The organism is Chamaesiphon sp. (genome assembly GCF_041738855.1).
In the GTDB taxonomy this organism is placed as follows: Bacteria; Cyanobacteriota; Cyanobacteriia; order Cyanobacteriales; family Chamaesiphonaceae; genus Chamaesiphon.
The window spans coordinates 17594-34169 of the sequence record NZ_JBGSPA010000022.1; the positions used below are offsets into that span (position 1 = coordinate 17594).

General features: G+C 49.5%; 11 protein-coding genes and 1 pseudogene. 1 reads left to right on the forward strand and 11 read right to left on the reverse strand.

The features are described 5' to 3' along the window. Positions 1-101 precede the first annotated feature (101 nt). Complete coding sequence (locus ACEW9I_RS03000; RefSeq protein ID WP_373538892.1) at positions 102-968, reverse strand: hypothetical protein; 867 nt, start codon at positions 966-968, stop codon at positions 102-104. Here ACEW9I_RS03000 and ACEW9I_RS03005 point away from each other — a divergent pair. Further along, positions 957-1115: a hypothetical protein gene (locus tag ACEW9I_RS03005; protein ID WP_373538893.1), complete on the forward strand. Its 159-nt coding sequence runs from the start codon at positions 957-959 to the stop codon at positions 1113-1115. The two genes, ACEW9I_RS03000 and ACEW9I_RS03005, sit on opposite strands and share 12 nt — an antisense overlap. A gap of 161 nt (positions 1116-1276) precedes the next feature. Here the strand turns inward: ACEW9I_RS03005 and ACEW9I_RS03010 are convergent, their stop codons facing one another. From ACEW9I_RS03010 to ACEW9I_RS03055, 10 genes and pseudogenes are all read right to left on the reverse strand, one after another. Further along, the gene (locus ACEW9I_RS03010) at positions 1277-2206 is read right to left on the reverse strand and encodes a M23 family metallopeptidase (protein WP_373538894.1); all 930 of its coding nucleotides are present in this window, start codon (positions 2204-2206) and stop codon (positions 1277-1279) included. 434 nt (positions 2207-2640) lie between these two features. Next, a complete protein-coding gene (locus tag ACEW9I_RS03015; protein ID WP_373538895.1) occupies positions 2641-7260 on the reverse strand; it encodes a GAF domain-containing protein in 4620 nt (1539 codons plus the stop codon). A gap of 234 nt (positions 7261-7494) precedes the next feature. Continuing rightward, a complete protein-coding gene (locus tag ACEW9I_RS03020; RefSeq protein ID WP_373538896.1) occupies positions 7495-8766 on the reverse strand; it encodes a nucleoside hydrolase in 1272 nt (423 codons plus the stop codon). A gap of 153 nt (positions 8767-8919) precedes the next feature. Next, positions 8920-9330, reverse strand: a complete 411-nt coding sequence (locus ACEW9I_RS03025) for a VOC family protein (protein WP_373538897.1) — start codon at positions 9328-9330, stop codon at positions 8920-8922. 173 nt (positions 9331-9503) lie between these two features. Next, positions 9504-12740, reverse strand: coding sequence for an efflux RND transporter permease subunit (locus ACEW9I_RS03030; RefSeq protein WP_373538898.1), 3237 nt, complete (start codon positions 12738-12740; stop codon positions 9504-9506). Next, entirely contained in the window at positions 12737-14077 is a 1341-nt protein-coding gene (locus ACEW9I_RS03035; protein ID WP_373538899.1) for an efflux RND transporter periplasmic adaptor subunit, read from the reverse strand. Before ACEW9I_RS03035 ends, ACEW9I_RS03030 begins: the two co-directional genes overlap by 4 nt. 433 nt (positions 14078-14510) lie before the next feature. After that, the gene (locus tag ACEW9I_RS03040) at positions 14511-14849 is read right to left on the reverse strand and encodes a DUF4342 domain-containing protein (protein WP_373538900.1); all 339 of its coding nucleotides are present in this window, start codon (positions 14847-14849) and stop codon (positions 14511-14513) included. A gap of 34 nt (positions 14850-14883) precedes the next feature. Beyond that, complete coding sequence (locus ACEW9I_RS03045; RefSeq protein ID WP_373538901.1) at positions 14884-15489, reverse strand: GerMN domain-containing protein; 606 nt, start codon at positions 15487-15489, stop codon at positions 14884-14886. Positions 15490-15636: 147 nt separating this feature from the next. Beyond that, positions 15637-16011 (reverse strand): GFA family protein, encoded by a 375-nt coding sequence (locus ACEW9I_RS03050; RefSeq protein WP_373538902.1) that lies wholly within the window; start codon positions 16009-16011, stop codon positions 15637-15639. A 222-nt stretch (positions 16012-16233) separates the two neighbouring features. Beyond that, positions 16234-16576: pseudogene (locus ACEW9I_RS03055) on the reverse strand (hypothetical protein); the annotation flags it as partial.

Below are 16576 nucleotides of genomic sequence, written 5' to 3' on the forward strand. Positions count from 1 at the left end.
ACTTTTTTTGCTATATATTCAGTTTAAAAGATTCATCCAAATCTCACCACTCAAGATCCACCAATTAAGCTTTAAGACTAGTATTTATAGTTAAAACTTTATTATTTGCAGGTGCTAACCCGATCGAGGGTTTGGAGTCGGGCATTGGGGATAATTTCCGAGGGTACAGGAGCTAGCCAAGCCACTAAATTCCGCACGTAAGCATGAATATCAGCCAGCGCAGATGGTTCTGTTTGCATCCCGTCTCCCTTTGGCTCTGTTACGAAGCTCGGACATCCCTTCGAGACATCCCAGTTGTAGTCAGCAAAGTGGTGAAAGGTTGACTGAGCGATAACTCGTCCGGTTTCGCCATCTGCTGTCTCTGCTCGATCGCGAAGCGCGCCACCAAGGCGGTCGAGCACAACCACCAAATTAAACGATCGTCCTGTAGTTTGACTGGTACCAGTGGCAATTACCCGTGCCTTACTTCCGGCTGGAACGCCGACGGCTCCTTCATGTGGGTGGGCTGGAAACAACTCGATCGCGCCCTCTGGCGCAGCAGAATTGCGGAACAGCGGATGAATTGGCTCGACTGGCGTAATCCGCTGATAGTCGCCGTTGCGCCCTGAATGATAGTTGGGCCAAGAAATAGTGGGAGTGCCCGTATCATCAATGCAATGATGCGAGGTATCTGGATCGAGATGTTTGGATTGGAAAAAGTGGAGTGCCCCAATCTCACCCAAGCCGCACAAACAGATACCCATATCTTGATGGTCGCGGGTGGTTAAAATACCCCCACCACTGCGGTGAAAGGCAGTGATGCCCGCACAATCATTGCTACTGAGTCCATCACCCATATCTAAGGCAAACAACCACAGCTCGTCGAAATCGGCATCACCTAAAGTACTCAAGATCGGGTCGTCACCATTAGAGTTGAGTTGACGATCGCGTGCTACTACGTCAAGCCAAATCGCTCCTTGAGTATTCATGCCACTTTTAACCCCTATTTCACTCACACCTCGATCGATCGAGATAAAGAAATTAAGTTGCGTCTTAACTGGGGGATCTTGCGTGGTGTAAATCGAATCAAAGTGAACCAAGGCGTGCGCGTTGGCAAAGTCTATCCGATCGGATAGACTTTGCCCACCCTACTGGCTTATGCTACCGTCAATTACATATTCCGCACTGTCGATCTAAGCAGCGCGATCGGGTATGATGCGACTTTCAGCCTAGAATTTAGATTAGATCTCTCCAACTTTTGCGGCGTTTCGGCAAGTACAGACTAAACAAGCCAGCATTAGTGTGACAAAAAAAGCACACTATTTCTCACCAGAAATTTGCCATCAAAGGTAATAGGTACTCCTTCTCTATCTAAGCTCGATTTTCCGGTGTTCGCTGTTTGGGCATGGATATGAAGATGGGGTTCGCTAGTGTTGCCTGAGTTGCCAATCTTGGCGATCGCATCTCCTGTTTTCACGAACGATCCTACTTGGTTAGTGATGCTACCTTTGAGAAGATGAGCCATGGTGATTTGGGCACCTTTACATCCGAGCAAAATATGATTGCCATCCGGGTTTTTTCGATCTTTTTTACCTGGAACAAGATTAGGCAGATCGTTGATTAGACTAGAGATCGTCCCATCGCAGGGGCTGTAGAGAGTTTCTCCAAAAATGGCATAATCGATCAAAGATTGCGGGGAAAACCCATTCGCCCTGGCTCCTAGCACGTTTAGTTTCATTAGATCCAAGGCATATTGTTGTGTTGGATAAGTGTTGTGATAATTGATAGTGGGGTTGTTTCCGCCATGTGCAACATAATATGTGCCATTCTTTAATGGAAAAGACAGTTCGACAGGTGCGCCAGTAAAAAGATAACCTTGAGGAATATAGCTCTTGAGAATAGCTAGAAATAGGATCGTGACCAGAACATTGATTCCTAAATCGAGGTAATTTTTAAACTTTTTGGGCGGGTAAAGTGGTAAGGACTTTGCTTTGATGAAAGACTGAAATGCTACGATAAAAAACAGGATCGGTAATAAAAATCTGACGTAGTAACTTATCCAGTCCCATCGCCCAATCAGAAAAATGTGAATACTATAAACTGTGAGTGTTAACAGGGCAATCGACCAATTAAGTTTACTCTGAAATTTCGATCGCCACAGCGAAATCATGAAGACGGCAGGAATGACCAAATGTGTAACAATCAATGATGCGATAACAAAGAGCATGGTCTAAACCTTTGCGAAAGTAATTTTTTGACAATTAAGCGCAATTTAGGGATGGCGAACAGTCTCTAGTCTCTTCTTAACCCGTTGGCGGTAGCGGAGCGTTTGCCCTGCAATAGCCTCTCCGCCAGGAGAAACTCAGGTTATTGTAATGATTTTCCAAGTTTGCGGCTGGATGAGCAAAGCAAGATCCCCGACTTAGAGAAGTCACAATACGGTTCGGTTAGGCAGTTAGACAGCGGTTGTGTCTTGTCGCGCTTGCTTGGTGGAACGCACGCTGAGGAAGCCTCAGCGCGATTCCATCCGCAAACCGTCGGGAAACCCGACGAGCGCGCGCCGCAAACCGCCGCTAGTGTTGCAAAGTCCGCCTACGCGGACTAAAAATAGAGCAAATATTTACTTAACCGAACCGTATTGAGAGAAGTCAGGACTTTACATTACTTCGGCCAGGTAAAGTAGAAGGTTGTGCCCTTACCTAACTCTGACCTTAGCCAAATCTTGCCTCCGGTGGTTTCGACGATTTTCTTGACGATGCTCAGACCGATGCCCGTGCTGTCTGGGTTTTTTTGAGGGTTGGTGGACTGGAAAATGATAAACACGCGATCGTGTTGCTCTGATGGGATGCCTGGGCCATCATCGACGATCGTAAATTCATAAAAATCGCCCTGTTCTTGGCAAGAGATCCGAATAAAGCCATTGGATTTGTCGTGATGCTTGAAGGCATTGCCGATCAGGTTGGAGAATACTTGGGATAATAGGAGCCGTTTGGTGGGGAAAGTTGGCAGATTTGGGGCGATGGTAATCTCAAATGTCGATGGTGGCATGAGGGAGTCGAGGATCTCAGCAAGTAGCTCGGCGACAGAAACTAGCTCGATCTGGACATCAGTGCGACCGACACGAGCATAGCCGAGGAGTCCGTCGATCATGGCTTCCATCCGTCGTACTCGACCGCGCAATTGGGTCATGTGTTGCCCAATCTCTGCGGGCAGATCGGTACCCATGTCTTCTTCAATCCACACGGAGAGATTGGAAATCGCGCGCAGGGGGGCTTTGAGGTCGTGGGAGACGATATAGACAAAGCTGTCTAGCTCTTGATTGCGATCGGCTAGGGCGATCTCTATGTGTTTGCGATCGGTGACATCGATCGCAATCCCTGCGACCCGCTGCGGCTGTCCGTCTGGATTGTAGAAGATTTGACCGCGTACGCCAATCCAGCGGATGCCTTGGGTGGGATGAGCAGTCCGAAACTCGAAGCTGAAGTAGGTTTGCTGCTGTTGCCATGCTTCGCTCATGGCTCGTTCGGTAGTGTCTCGATCGGCTTCTAAGATTGAAGCTAGCCAGTTCACATAGCTGGGCGGAACTGCCGGATCGGTGCCGTACAAGGTATAGTACTCTGGCGACCAATATGCATCACCTGTAGCTATCTCCCAATCCCACGCCCCAATTTTGGCAGCCAGTTGTACGAGACTCAACCGCTCCTCACTCTCCCGTAACGCAATTTCGACCTGCTTGCGATCGGTGATGTCGATTGTTACACCCATCATCCGCACGGGTTTACCAGTCGGATCGTAGGTGCAAGAACCTTTTGATGCAACCCAGTGTACCGAGCCGTCCGACCAACAGCAGCGGTATTCGATATCGTAGTCTATATGTTCGGCGATCGATCGAGTTACGGCTGCATCAGTGTGCTGGCGATCGTCGGGATGGATGGCAGCTAGAAAAACGGCGTGGGACATTTCCGTTTCGGCAGGTAAGCCAAATAGTGACTTACACTGTTCCGTCCAGATCGAGGAGTCGGTTTCCAGATTCCAGAACCACATCCCCACTTTGGCGGCATCTGAAGCCAGCCGCAATTGCTCTTCACTCTCGCGCAGAGCGGCGGTTGTTTGTTGCTGCTCGATGAGATCGGCGGCTTGACGAGCGAGTAAATCTAGAGCGCGCAATTGGCGATCGCTCGGTCGGTGATGAGATCGCCAATGGGTAGAAATCATCCCCACGGGTTTACCCGTGCGCGATATCAGCGGGGTAGATTGGGCAGATCGATAACCCGCCTCGAAATGCAATCGCATTGAACCGTCGGGGTCTTCAGCTTCGGGCACATCAAAATTGACAATCGCGCGTTCGCCGTTTTGCATAGCGATCCCGCAGGATGTATGAGAGTGGGTATTCACACGGTAGAAATACTCGGTCATCTGTCGATCGAACCCTTGTGAGCTAATCAGTAGAAAATCCTGAGATCGATCGTCGAGAATCCGCACTGTACCAGCATCTGCACCTGTCAGCGCGATCGCGGTAGCTAGAATCTCTCGATATAGCGTTTCGATCTCGTTTTCGGTTACTAGTCGCGCACTCAGGTCGCGGAGTAGTCGTGTATCTCGGAGGTTGGCGGCGACTACGGCTTCGGCATGGGCGCGTTCGAGGCGGGGGAAGATCCGATTGGTAAGTTCGGAGATCAGCTCGATCTCATCTTCGCGCCAATCACGCGATCGCGAATCGTTGACAGTGAGCAAATATTTCCACTCATTGCCATCATAAAAGGGTACGCATACAGAGGCATGAATATTCAGGGCGGCATAACTGTCCGCATCAACCCGCGTATCGGTCTGGGTATCGTTGATGACGATCGTTTCCCTAGCTCGTGCCGCTTGCTGAAATTCCGCACTGACAAATTCTGAAAGTCGATGAACACCCACTAAGTCTGGTGCATCTGAGGTGTGCCAACCGTATTTAGCGACTGCCTCGTTCTGCGCTTCGTCGATATCCACAAACATGCAATGTGTGACATTCAGGTATGCACCGATCTTTGCGCCCACCGTCTGCATAATTTCGTCTGCTGAGACTAGGCGCGTGAATTCGTCTTGGATTTCTGTCAAAAAGGCAAGATTTGCTTCGCGACGTTTGCGCTCTGTCACATCCTCATAAATAAAGGCGACGCGCCGACTGTCGGCACCGCCAATTTTGAAGACGTAGAAACTATACCAGTTATCTAGCTGGGCAAAATGTAGCTCGTGGCGTTCGCCGATCCCAGTCTTTGCCACGCGACTGAGTGTTTCCACCCAGTGCGATTCTATGGCGAAAATTTCGCTTGCCCGTAGTCCTACGGGGTTTGTGCCCATCATGCCTACTGCAGCTGGATTTGCCTCTAGATAGTACAAGTCCACCGGACGATCTTCTGCGTCGAAGATTAAGTCCATCAGCACATAGCCTTGATCCATCGACTGGAATAAAGTCCGGTATTTAGCTTCCGACTCGCGCAAAGCAACTTCAGCGCGGGCGCGTTCGAGTGCTGCCCAAGTTCGCTCGGCGACTTCTTCAACTATCGCCACCTCATCAGATGTCCACACTCGCGGTGCGGACGCGTGGACTGCCAGCCCTGCAACAAATTCGCCACCCTTAATCAGCGGTACACCGATGTAGGCACCAATCTGGATCGCAGCGTAACCCGCCTGTTCTGCTGAGGATAGGTCGGAATCGGCAGCAATATCGGACTCAAATACCGCTCTACCGCTACGGTATGCCTCTAATAGCTTCTCGCCGAATGAATCGATCGGATAGTTGCCCAGTATGGGTGTAACACCATTAACATAGTCTCGATCGACCGCATAATTACCACTGCGAACCTCGAAATATGCCACGCGGTTTGCGTCCAGATGTTCGCCCAAGACGCGGCTAGCCGTAGCTTGAATCTCCACAGGGTCGGCAAGTGGGCGCAGCGCATCAGCCAGCGTCAGGCGAAAAGAATCAAATTTCGCAGCTCGCTGCGAAATTTTCTCTGCTTGTTTGCGCTCCGTGATGTTGGTGAACACGATCGCCACGCGGCGGCTGGCGGCATCGCCGACCCTTGAGGCATAAACATCAAACCAACGGTTCATCGGTACGGATTCATTTTCAAACCGCACGGGTTCGCCTGTCAGAGCGACTCTGCCATAGGTTTCTACCCAAAACTGTTCGAGATCGGGTACCAGTTCGAGAGCTGTTTTGCCTAGTGCGTCTGCTGGCAATCCAGTCAGTCTGACAAACGCCGGATTCGCTTGCAAGAACCGATAATCGACTGGCCGTTCCTGGGCATCAAACATCATTTCCACAATGCAGAAGCCCTCATCGATCGACTCCAATAAGTTCCGATACTCTGCTGCCGACTCGAATGACGCAAGGCTCGATCGATCGCGCTCGAAGACAATACTGGCAATATGGGTACCAAAATCCGCCAATTGACACTCCCACGCCGTCGGCTCCCGCGCTGTATCGAAGCACAGCATCAGCGAACCCAATGGCACATCATCCGCATTCAGAATCGGCGCAGAATGACACGCCAGCACCCCGTGAGCCAAGCATAAATCTCGCCAGGGCTGCGACCAGGAATCGTCGCTAGCAATGTCCCTACAGGTGACCGCTCTACCGCAATATACCGCCGTCCCACAGGTACCAATCGCTAGTTCATTAATCGGCGCACCCCAAATTCCTTGACCCCAAGACGGCGGAAACGTCGGCGCGATGCAATCGTTAAATGTCTGCTGCTGCGAATCAGTCAGCACGATACAGGCGCGGACATCCGCACTCAGCTTGGATACTGAAGCACACACGGCAGCTAGACACTCCGCCATCGGTGCCCCAGATGCCGTTAATTCTAGTAGTTGCTGCTGCTCTAGCAGCAGGAATTCTGCTTGTTTGCGGTCGCTGATATCTGCCATCAGGATCGCCAGTCCGTCAGCGGTAGGATAGACCCGATGTTCGACCCAGCAATCGGCAATGTCATAATAAAACTCGAACTGCGCTTCGATCCGTTCGGTCATGGCGCGATTGAGTCGATCGAAGTTTTCGATCCCAACTTGATGCGGAAATACTTCCCAGGCTTTTTTACCGAGAACTTGAGCACGAGGCAGCTTAAAGATTTCTAGCAGCCGATTGTTGACGTATGTATACCGCCACTCGCGATCGAATGTCGCAAAGCCATTGGGCAGATCGGATATGATGCGTTCGCATGGCGTCTCCGTAGGAGAATCGAGATCGGATGTGGGCGATGTCAATTTTGCTAGCGCATCATCTTGTTGCTGCACAGGAAGCTCCATAGTATTTTCAGTTTCTGTCCCTCCCACGTCAAGATCGATTGCAGTGAGGTCAGTATCATACTCAAGACTCCCACACCAGCTCGACGTTGCGCCTAAAGCAGGGCTGATTCATTCCTTACTGGGCGTAAGTTGTATTGACAACCCTTCACAAACATGGTGTTCGCCGCTTTTGTTGTGCTGAAGACATCAGGACGATCGACTTTAGCGTAGAAAATCTATTAGCTAATTATACATCCGATCGATTAAGCGGTCTTTAAATCGTGAATCGACATCCGAGCAGTAATATACTTGCGACCCTTTAAGATCCGGTGCTACTTCCAGATCGTGCCCCAGCCCAAACGGTTCGAGAAATATACTAAAGCCAATTCGCGCAGGTAAAATCTCACAGCTAAACAAGTCAGGCATAGTAACGTAACCAACTGCCAGCGCATCAAAGGGATGGAATCCTTGTTTTTGCAGACGATCCTCCCAAAACGACATCCAGGCTTGACTTGCCTGCCGCAACCACTGAGCGGCTGCATCACCAGATCCTAATTTGTCTAAATCCGATCGTGTAATCGTCACCTTTGTCGCCAGTTCAAATGGGGTGAGTACCAACGGAATGCCAGAGTCCAAAACGATTTTGGCGGCGGGTGTATCTTTACGGATATTGAAATCGCGGAAATGAAACCACCATTGTTGTCCGGGATGGAATAAATCACCCGGTCGTTTTCCGGCCACGATGACAATGCGATCGATATTCTTCACCAGATCGGGATAATTGACAATGACTGTTGCGACATTTGTCAATGGCCCCTGAGCGATAATCGTCAGCTTTTCCTGGCGTAGTATTGAGGCGATCGCTGATGATGCCTGGGTCGATTTCCACTCTGGACTGCCTGAAGAATGGCTACCCTGATAGATCGGCGGCGTGCGGTTTGACTGACTCGCACCGCCCAACTGCCTAATTACTTGACGCGCAACTTCAAGAGCAGTTTCACCTTTAGTATTGCCAAAAGTTGTGCTGATGCCCAGAATATCGAGTTCTGGCGAACGAAGTGCCAGCATCAATGCCCAACAATCATCCACATCACTGGTCGCGCTTTGACCGCAGGCTGGGTCTGTATCAATCCAAATTGGCAGTTTAGAGGCATTCGACGAAGGCTTGAATTGCGCTAGTGAATGCTTGGTTGTGTTCAGAGGATGACTTAGGGTATAAATTTTACTAACGCTAGTTACCACAAACAAGACGATCGAGAGATTTACTAATAATCCGGCGATCGCATATTTGAGATAGTTTTTGTTTTGGTAGCGTTGGTAAGAGCGAAAAGCTCGAACGGTATAATAACTACCAATTACCACCAATACACTGAATACCACCAATCCCACAGACTGAACTTCCGATCTAATATCCTGATTGGAGTAACTCAATCCCAATCCCAGGAGAAAAGTTAGCCCAAATCCGATCGATGGAATTTGCCAACTCAACAGACATTTACGCCGGATCTTATTCATGGTAGGAATGTGATTTTTTCCAATCCCCCGTTATCTTGTCCATATCCGAACACGATCGCCTTCTTTTGGTTGCCAATGGTGTTACTAATGTCTCAACGAGATAAAGCAGGCTACCGATGATCAAATAGAGGGAAGTAGCAACAAAGCGTGGAATTATGTTGTTTGTCCGATCGCACTCTCATCCATGAAAAAGATTTCCCACAGATGACCATCTAAATCTTGGAATCCATGTTGATACATAAAACCCATGTCGGTTGGTTCTTTGTAGGTAGTTCCACCCGCTGCGATCGCCTTGGCAACCATTGCATCGACTTCGGCTCGACTCTTAAAAGATAAAGACACAAGTACCTCTGTATTTTTAGATGCGTCACAAATTTCTTTGGGGGTGAAGGTCTGGAAATACTTCTCCACCAGCAACATGACGAAGATGTTTTCATCCACAATCATGCAAGTGGCATCTTCATTCGTAAACTTTGGATTGAATGTGAAGTCGAGCTTGGTAAAAAACTCTACAGATTTGTTTAGGTCTTTGACTGGAAGATTGACAAAGATTTGGCGTGCCATAGTTGATTTTTTTAAAGTTATATTGTTGGTTGAAAATCGATAAATAACTACTATCCTAAGCTAAGTTTATGAGGATATCGTGAAGAAAATATAGTATGCTCATTAATTTTACAAAATACATTCATCTTAATATTTCGCAATTCTCAATTCTCAATTCTCAATTCTCAATTAATTTAATTACCGATCGTGTGTTTGCGACGATCGCCTGAGAAATCCTGCAATAATGCCATCAATGCGGGAACTACTGTGGGGGTGAGGATCGTTGAGAATGCTAACCCACCAGTCAAAGCAATCCCTAAACCCTGATACAATTCCGATCCCTGTCCGGGAAACAGTGCTAGGGGAATTATCCCCAAAATGCTCGTACCTGCGGACATAAAAATCGGTCGCAATCGATCGCGTGTCGCATTATAGAGCGATTCGTCGTACTTTTGTCCCTCCTCCTGAAGTTGGAGTACGCGCTCGACGATCAAGATCGCATTATTGACGACAACCCCAGTCAAAATCAAAAATCCCAGTCCCGTAATCATATCCAACGGCACGATCACCCCAGGAATCCAATTGGCAATCACCAGACTCAAGAGTGCGCCAGTCAATCCCATCGGTACCGTTGCCATAATCACCAGTGGATACAGGAACGAGCGATACAGAGCCACTAGCAGCAAGTAGGTGATAATTACTGAGAAGGCAAAGGCAGCGGCGAGTTGACTGACGGTTTCCGACAATCGATCGGCAGAACCCGCCAATTCTAAGCGAAATTCTGGCGGGAGTTTGGTGCGTAAGGGGGTGAGGATTTGCGATTCGGTTTGGCTCACGAGCTGCCCCAATGGTGCGGCGGGAGTCAGGCTGACGGTGAGGGTGGTGGAGCGTTCTAAGTCCACATGGTTAATTACGCCAGGACCGATGGTTTCCTTGACGGTGGCAACATCGGCGAGCTGAATTTGTCCGCCAGTAGGGGTTGGTGTGGTTGTGGAAGTTGTGGAGGTGGTGCTGGGTGCGATAGATGTAGATTGGGGAATCCGTGCGCTGTAGAGCGATAATTGCCGCAACTGTTCGGGTGTTTTGACAAAGACATTTTGCAACTGGACGGTGACATCGAGTTCTTCTTTGCCATCGATGAATTGTGAGGCAAAGCGTCCGCCTAGAGCTGCTTCTACCATCGCGCCGAGTTCTGATTCCGAGAGTCCGACTTCGGCGAGGCGATCGCGATCGGGAATTACTTGCAATTGGGGCGCACCATCGATCGCATTGGAACGGGCATTGGCTACCCCTGGCAAAGCGGAGATTTGCTTGATTAACTGTTGCTCTAACTGGTTGAGTCGATCGAGATCGGGGCCAATAATCTGCACCTCAAAGGATTTGCCTGGATCGTTGAAGATCGGGAACCGGATTGGGAACATGAATTTATAGCCGGGATACCCGAAGCTTTTGCCAGTCAGGCGTTTTTCCATGTCTGCCAGCCCGCCGCCATTGGCTGAATCTGGCTTTAAGGACATGCCAATCCCGCGAAACTGCGCGAAGTTGGCAAAAAAGGTACTGGAGATTTCGGGTTGCTGTTTGAGATAGGATCGCGCTGGAGCAGACAGCTTGACGGCTTCAGGGACGCTGGTACCAGGAAAGTTCTCGGTCAACCAAAATACAAAATTGAGGTTGCCTTGGGGCAGATAGTCGGCTGGGGGGAGCAAGAAAATACTCGACACCAATAACACGATCGGAATCGATAATAATGCCAGCCTGCGGAGCATCCGACCCGGCCCCAATGCCCACCCGACAGTTGCTAGCAAAAAGCTTTCTAACTTGCTTTGCACCCGTCGAAATCCGGCGGAAGTACGGACGATCGATCTTTCCAGCCAGTTGCGGCGGACTTGCGGCTGCTCGGCAGGATTGGCATCGCCCACTTGAAAGGTTTGCTGAGCCTCGGCGGGATCTAGTACCAGACTTGCCAGCATCGGCAAAAATGTCAAGCAGGCAAACATCGATAATACTGCCGCCGCTGTAATCGTAATTGCCATATCGATAAACAACTGCGAGACTTCGCCCGTCACCAGCACCAACGGCGCAAATACGGCCACGTTTGCTAATGTTGCTGCCACAATGGCCCCACTGACTTCCTGGGTGCCATCGATCGTCGCTTGCAGGCGATCTTTGCCCTGCTGCATGTGGGTAAAAATGTTTTCGATCACGACGATCGCATTATCGACCACCATCCCTGCTGCAAACCCCAATGCTGCCAAACTGATAATATTGAGCGATCGACCTAAGACAGCACTGACAATGAACGTGACAATCATCGCGATCGGAATGCTAATCGCCACCACTACCACCGTCCGCAGCGAACCCAAGAATAATAGCAAGACTAAGATCGCCAGCACGCCACCCGTAATTAAATCGCCGCGCACATTCGCCACCGACTGCTCGATATAGGTACTTTCATCGTAGAGAATCTCGAACGCCACGCCCTGTTTTTGCCGATCGAATTGGGCTTCTAAAGTCGCCAACACCTCCTTCACACCCCTGGCTACCTCCGGCACATTCGCACCTACGCGGCGGATAATCCCGATACCTGCCGAGGGTGCATCGTTAAACAAAAAGGCACTGTCTTGAAACTTGCGCCCCATCTCGACAGTAGCCACATCGCGGAGATACACCGTCCCAGAGTCATCGCGCCGCAGCACAAAGCTTTCAAGCTGTTTAATTGCTTGCGCGCGGTTGACCGTCCGCACTTGATATTCGCGCTTGCCGATCACCAGTGGGCCGCCCCGAATATCACGATTGTTGGTACTTAACGTACTGGTAACATTAGTCAGACCGAGATTGCGATCGGCCAAAGCTTTGGGATCGACTAATACTTCTACCTCCCGTTCCTGCCCGCCGATGATAAAAAATCGACTCGTTCCTTCCACGCGCCGGAGTGCGGGTTCGATCGTTTCCTCAATCAAGTCGCGATAACGGTTAGAGTCAGTCTGAAATCCTGGTTTGGGCTTGAGCACCAGCCAAATCATCGGATTATTGTTGCCGCTGGCGACCTGAATATCCGAATCGCCTGCTTCCGCTGGGAGATCTCCGAGTTGCTGGAGCTTGTTGAGTGTCGCCACCAGCCGCGCATCGACATCGGTACCCCAATCAAATTTCATCGTAATCGTGCTAAATCCAGATAGACTCTGGCTGGTGATTTCTTGAATCCCTTCAATTTCCTCCAGCACATTCTCGATCGGGCGGGTGATTAAATTTTCCACCTCAGAAGGTGCCGCGCCGATATAAGGCGTAGAAATCGTAATTTCGGGTCGATCGCCTCCAGGCTGAAGTTCAAGCGGCAGCCGAAACATGGCAATGAATCCAAATATCACCAACAGTAAAAACAACACAAAGGTGCCGTGTCGCCACCGGACAGCCGTTTCAATAAAGTTCATGATGTTTGTTTGGTTTTTTGGTTTTCGACGACCTGCACGGGCGATCCCTGTTTGAGTGCTTCGCTGCCCCGCACGACCACGGCTTGCCCCGCCCGCAACTGAGTGCTCGAAATTGCCATCGTTTCGCCCAGATCGGCGACCATCTGGACTTTAACTTCTACCGCCTTACCATCCCGAACGGTGTACACCAGCCAATTTTCATCGCGACGCACCAGTGCATCGCGGGGGACGACCAGATTAGTGGACTCGATCGGTAACTGGAGCGTACCCCCGATCGCCATTTTGGGTAATAAATTCTGAGGTGGATCGAGCAACCGCAACCGCACCAATTGTCGCCGCGATGCGGCATTAGCCGCTGGAACCACGCCGCTAATCGTTGCGCGTCCGCGCCAGTCGGGTAGAGCGCGCGCTCGGAGTTCTACAGGTAAGCCAGTCCTCACGCTACCAGTCAGTTGTTCTGGTAGTTCTAAAAACACATCCAACTCGTTATTATTTACCAGCGTCACTACAGAATCGCGACTCTCGACCAAATCGCCCACATTCACCTGGCGCGTTTGGACGGTACCAGCGATCGGCGACTTAACTTGAGTCCGCGTCAGGGTGAGTCGAGATTGGTTGACCACCGATTGAGCCGCAGCGACGCTAGCTTTCTGAGCGTCAATTTCCTCGCGAGTCGGGCCAGCCGTGGCTTCTGCTAGCGTCGCCTCTGCTTGCAATCGCTGTGCCCGTGTGGTTTCGACACTGACACGCGATTCTACCAGTACCCGTTGGGCGAGTGCCCCAACTTTGACCAGCGATGAGTTGCGGCGCAAATTATCCTGCGCCTCGCGTTCGCTAGCCTGCGCGGAACTCACTTGCGCTCGCCGTTGGGCGATAATTTCCGATCGAGTCCCCACTTGCAGCCGTGCCAGTTCGCTGCGGGCTTGTGCCAGCTTGGCTTGTGACTCTGCGAGTGCGAGTTGTCGTTCGTCATCATCCAGAGTCGCGATCGTCATCCCTGGTTTGACGCGATCGCCGACTTCGACAAATACCTGTTCCACCGTTCCGGCTGTCTGAGTCCGCAACGTGGCACTTCGATTTGCCTCTGTCTGCCCTACTAACTGAATGCTTCTAGTGCCTTGTCCGCGACCGATCGCGGCGGTTTGGACTGGAGTGGGCGGCAATCCGCGTGCGGCAGCGGGTGGTGCCGCCTTTTGACTGGGTAGCGTCGTCCGCCAGACGATCGCCCCACCACCGAGTAATAGCAGGAGGGCTAGCAAACCAAGCTGCCACCGTTTGGGGCGACGAGATTTGACGGTAGTTTCTGGCGATGAATCTGGTGATTTAGAAGTTTCCATACCCGTAGCTCCTGAAATTAGCACGGCTCTTTCCAGAGTATCGATTATTTCCCGCTGTTACCTCTCTCGATCGAGTGAATCGATCTGATGAATCGTCAGCATATATCTACCTTTAGACAAATTTATTCGATCGTATTTACCCTAATTTTCTGTTTTAAAACAGATCGGATCTCAACCCCTAATTTTCGCAGATATTTTTGGGTGTAAATTCCTAACTTTGGAGGTAGTTCGTCCAGTAACCGATCGCATGGACAAGGCATGTTATTCAGCTCCAGGAACGCCCAAATATTGAGCTTTACTACCAGTTATACCAAATCTAAAAAATTGGACTACAGATAAAGCTCTAGAATCTGCTCCTCCCCTTTACAAGGGGAGGTTGGGAGGGGTAAAGATCTGTAGCAGTAATTTAGAGAATTGGTAGTAATACCAATACTTATGCTCGTTTTTCTACCACGATCGTCAGATGAGCGACCATCGCGCCGATCGATCCCACAGCAGCCAGAATGGGGAAGAAAGCCGCACTGATGGCACCACCTACCACGCCAACAGTTAAGGGGATTTCAATTAATATATGTCCCTCTTCATTCTTGAGAATAATCCGCCGAATATTACCTTGATGAATCAGTTCCTTAATTTTGGCACCCAAGGCATCACCATGAATACTAAATTCTTCTACACCAATCTTTTCTGCTTTTTTTTCTTCATGTCCAGTTACTAATTCAGACTGGATTGTTTCGACATTTTCTTTAAAGTCATCATTTTGTACAGTCATGTTATTAATTCCTGTTGTTGGTTATGTCTACAAATTAGAGAAAATCAGCAGCAAACTGAGAACGGGTAGTCGGTTGCTGCAAGATTAATCCTTCGCCACCTAATGGATGGTTACTATCGATCGATTGTCCGCCGACAGAGATAAAAACCTTTTGATTAGGATCTAAGCTGGTAGCTGTATAAACCACCTGTGCGACTCGATAAATCATCGATGTACTGCCACCTCCAGATCGAAACTCTGGCGATAAGTCAACATGCACTCCATCCGATCTAACTTGTAGATTCAGAAGTTTGGTGCCTTTGGGAATCGTACTAGTTAGATCGTCACGGGGTTGAGCTAATAACAACTGTTTCATGGCAATTGTTAATCTTTGTTGTGACGAACTAGAACTCGATATGTTTGATGGTAATGATTTGGCAACTAGGGTTAATTTAGATCGATCCGATCGCAACCAATAAACTTGCGGTTGAATTTTTTGGGATGAATTAGTAGAAGTAACTGTAGAAGTTGTGACTGGAGCTAATGATTTTTCATACTGAAGAAAAATCGGATTACTTCCCACCCAAATACTCAAACCGACTCCTGTCGTGAGCAATAGATATTGCTTGAGAGTAGGCTTATTAACAAAGAATCTTTTCATGAGTCATCTTTAGTTGGGTTGGTTATGTCGCGAACAAATGTTGAGGTCTAACGACTTGTTAGACAGGGCATCTGATTTTCATAGAATCTTCTTGTGGTAATTCAACTGCTACCATCCAAGTCTATTTACAGCGAGGCAAGCAACTAGCTACCAAAGGTTCTTGCCGTCGATAACCTCGACAGACACTGCGGCTGCATCGAAGTTGTCGAACAGACGCGCATTAACGCCGATTCGGCGGGTGCTTTCGTCCCAACTTCCGTCTGGTTCAAAAGCTGGGCTATCGGAGAACGTGGTACATCCGCACTCAGGGCAGAAGTGATGCGCCACTAGTTTCGTATTCCAGCGATAAGTCGTATCGTCGGTTGATGGGGTTGTTATTTGAAACTGACTAGGCTGGTAGTACGCCCACAGTGCGCCGCGTTTGGAACACAAGGAACAAGTACACCGAGTAAGTTTCGCCGGAATATCGCTCTCGATGCGAAAGGCAGTCTTGCCGCAATGGCAGCTTCCCAGAATCGTCATGTGTTCTCTCCTCTGTTTGCGAATTTACAAATGCAATTACTAACTAGCCATCTGCGGTTGTTCTCTACCAAATTGCCATAGCAAGATGACACCCAAACCGAACAGATTAATTAGGAAAACTACTAAGCCTCCTAAAAACGGAATTAGCGTCAGCACCGTCAAGATCGCCAAACCAATTAAAAACTGCTGTAATGCCGACTGCTGAATATTTCTATCGATGCGTTAACCGACAAACAAAGCTACTCCGAGTGAACCGACTAACGAAGTGACAACTGCAATCAAACTCAGGATTGGAATCAAGGGAATGCCAATTAACGTAATTGCCAGAAACACAGTGCCAAAGACAAGTGATAAAATCGCCCCCAGCCCCCACAGAGCAGCCAAACCAGGATATTGACGCAACTTGGTCGCCAAATTCGGTAAAAACTGCGGACTGGTTTGCAAGATAATCAGTCCGAGAATAGCTGCTACTACAGCGGCACTTATTCTGAACATCGCATTGAAGAAATACCACGGCAAGAAACTGCGTCTCCCATAAGAGTCAGACATCATCCCATGTCTGTCA

Excerpts from the sequence above, each read along its gene's own strand:
- ACEW9I_RS03000 (WP_373538892.1), bottom strand. The coding sequence starts at position 968 with ATGAATACTCAAGGAGCGATTTGGCTTGACGTAGTAGCACGCGATCGT.
- ACEW9I_RS03010 (WP_373538894.1), bottom strand. The coding sequence starts at position 2,206 with ATGCTCTTTGTTATCGCATCATTGATTGTTACACATTTGGTCATTCCT.
- ACEW9I_RS03020 (WP_373538896.1), bottom strand. The coding sequence starts at position 8,766 with ATGAATAAGATCCGGCGTAAATGTCTGTTGAGTTGGCAAATTCCATCG.
- ACEW9I_RS03025 (WP_373538897.1), bottom strand. The coding sequence starts at position 9,330 with ATGGCACGCCAAATCTTTGTCAATCTTCCAGTCAAAGACCTAAACAAA.
- ACEW9I_RS03030 (WP_373538898.1), bottom strand. The coding sequence starts at position 12,740 with ATGAACTTTATTGAAACGGCTGTCCGGTGGCGACACGGCACCTTTGTG.
- ACEW9I_RS03035 (WP_373538899.1), bottom strand. The coding sequence starts at position 14,077 with ATGGAAACTTCTAAATCACCAGATTCATCGCCAGAAACTACCGTCAAA.
- ACEW9I_RS03040 (WP_373538900.1), bottom strand. The coding sequence starts at position 14,849 with ATGACTGTACAAAATGATGACTTTAAAGAAAATGTCGAAACAATCCAG.
- ACEW9I_RS03045 (WP_373538901.1), bottom strand. The coding sequence starts at position 15,489 with ATGAAAAGATTCTTTGTTAATAAGCCTACTCTCAAGCAATATCTATTG.
- ACEW9I_RS03050 (WP_373538902.1), bottom strand. The coding sequence starts at position 16,011 with ATGACGATTCTGGGAAGCTGCCATTGCGGCAAGACTGCCTTTCGCATC.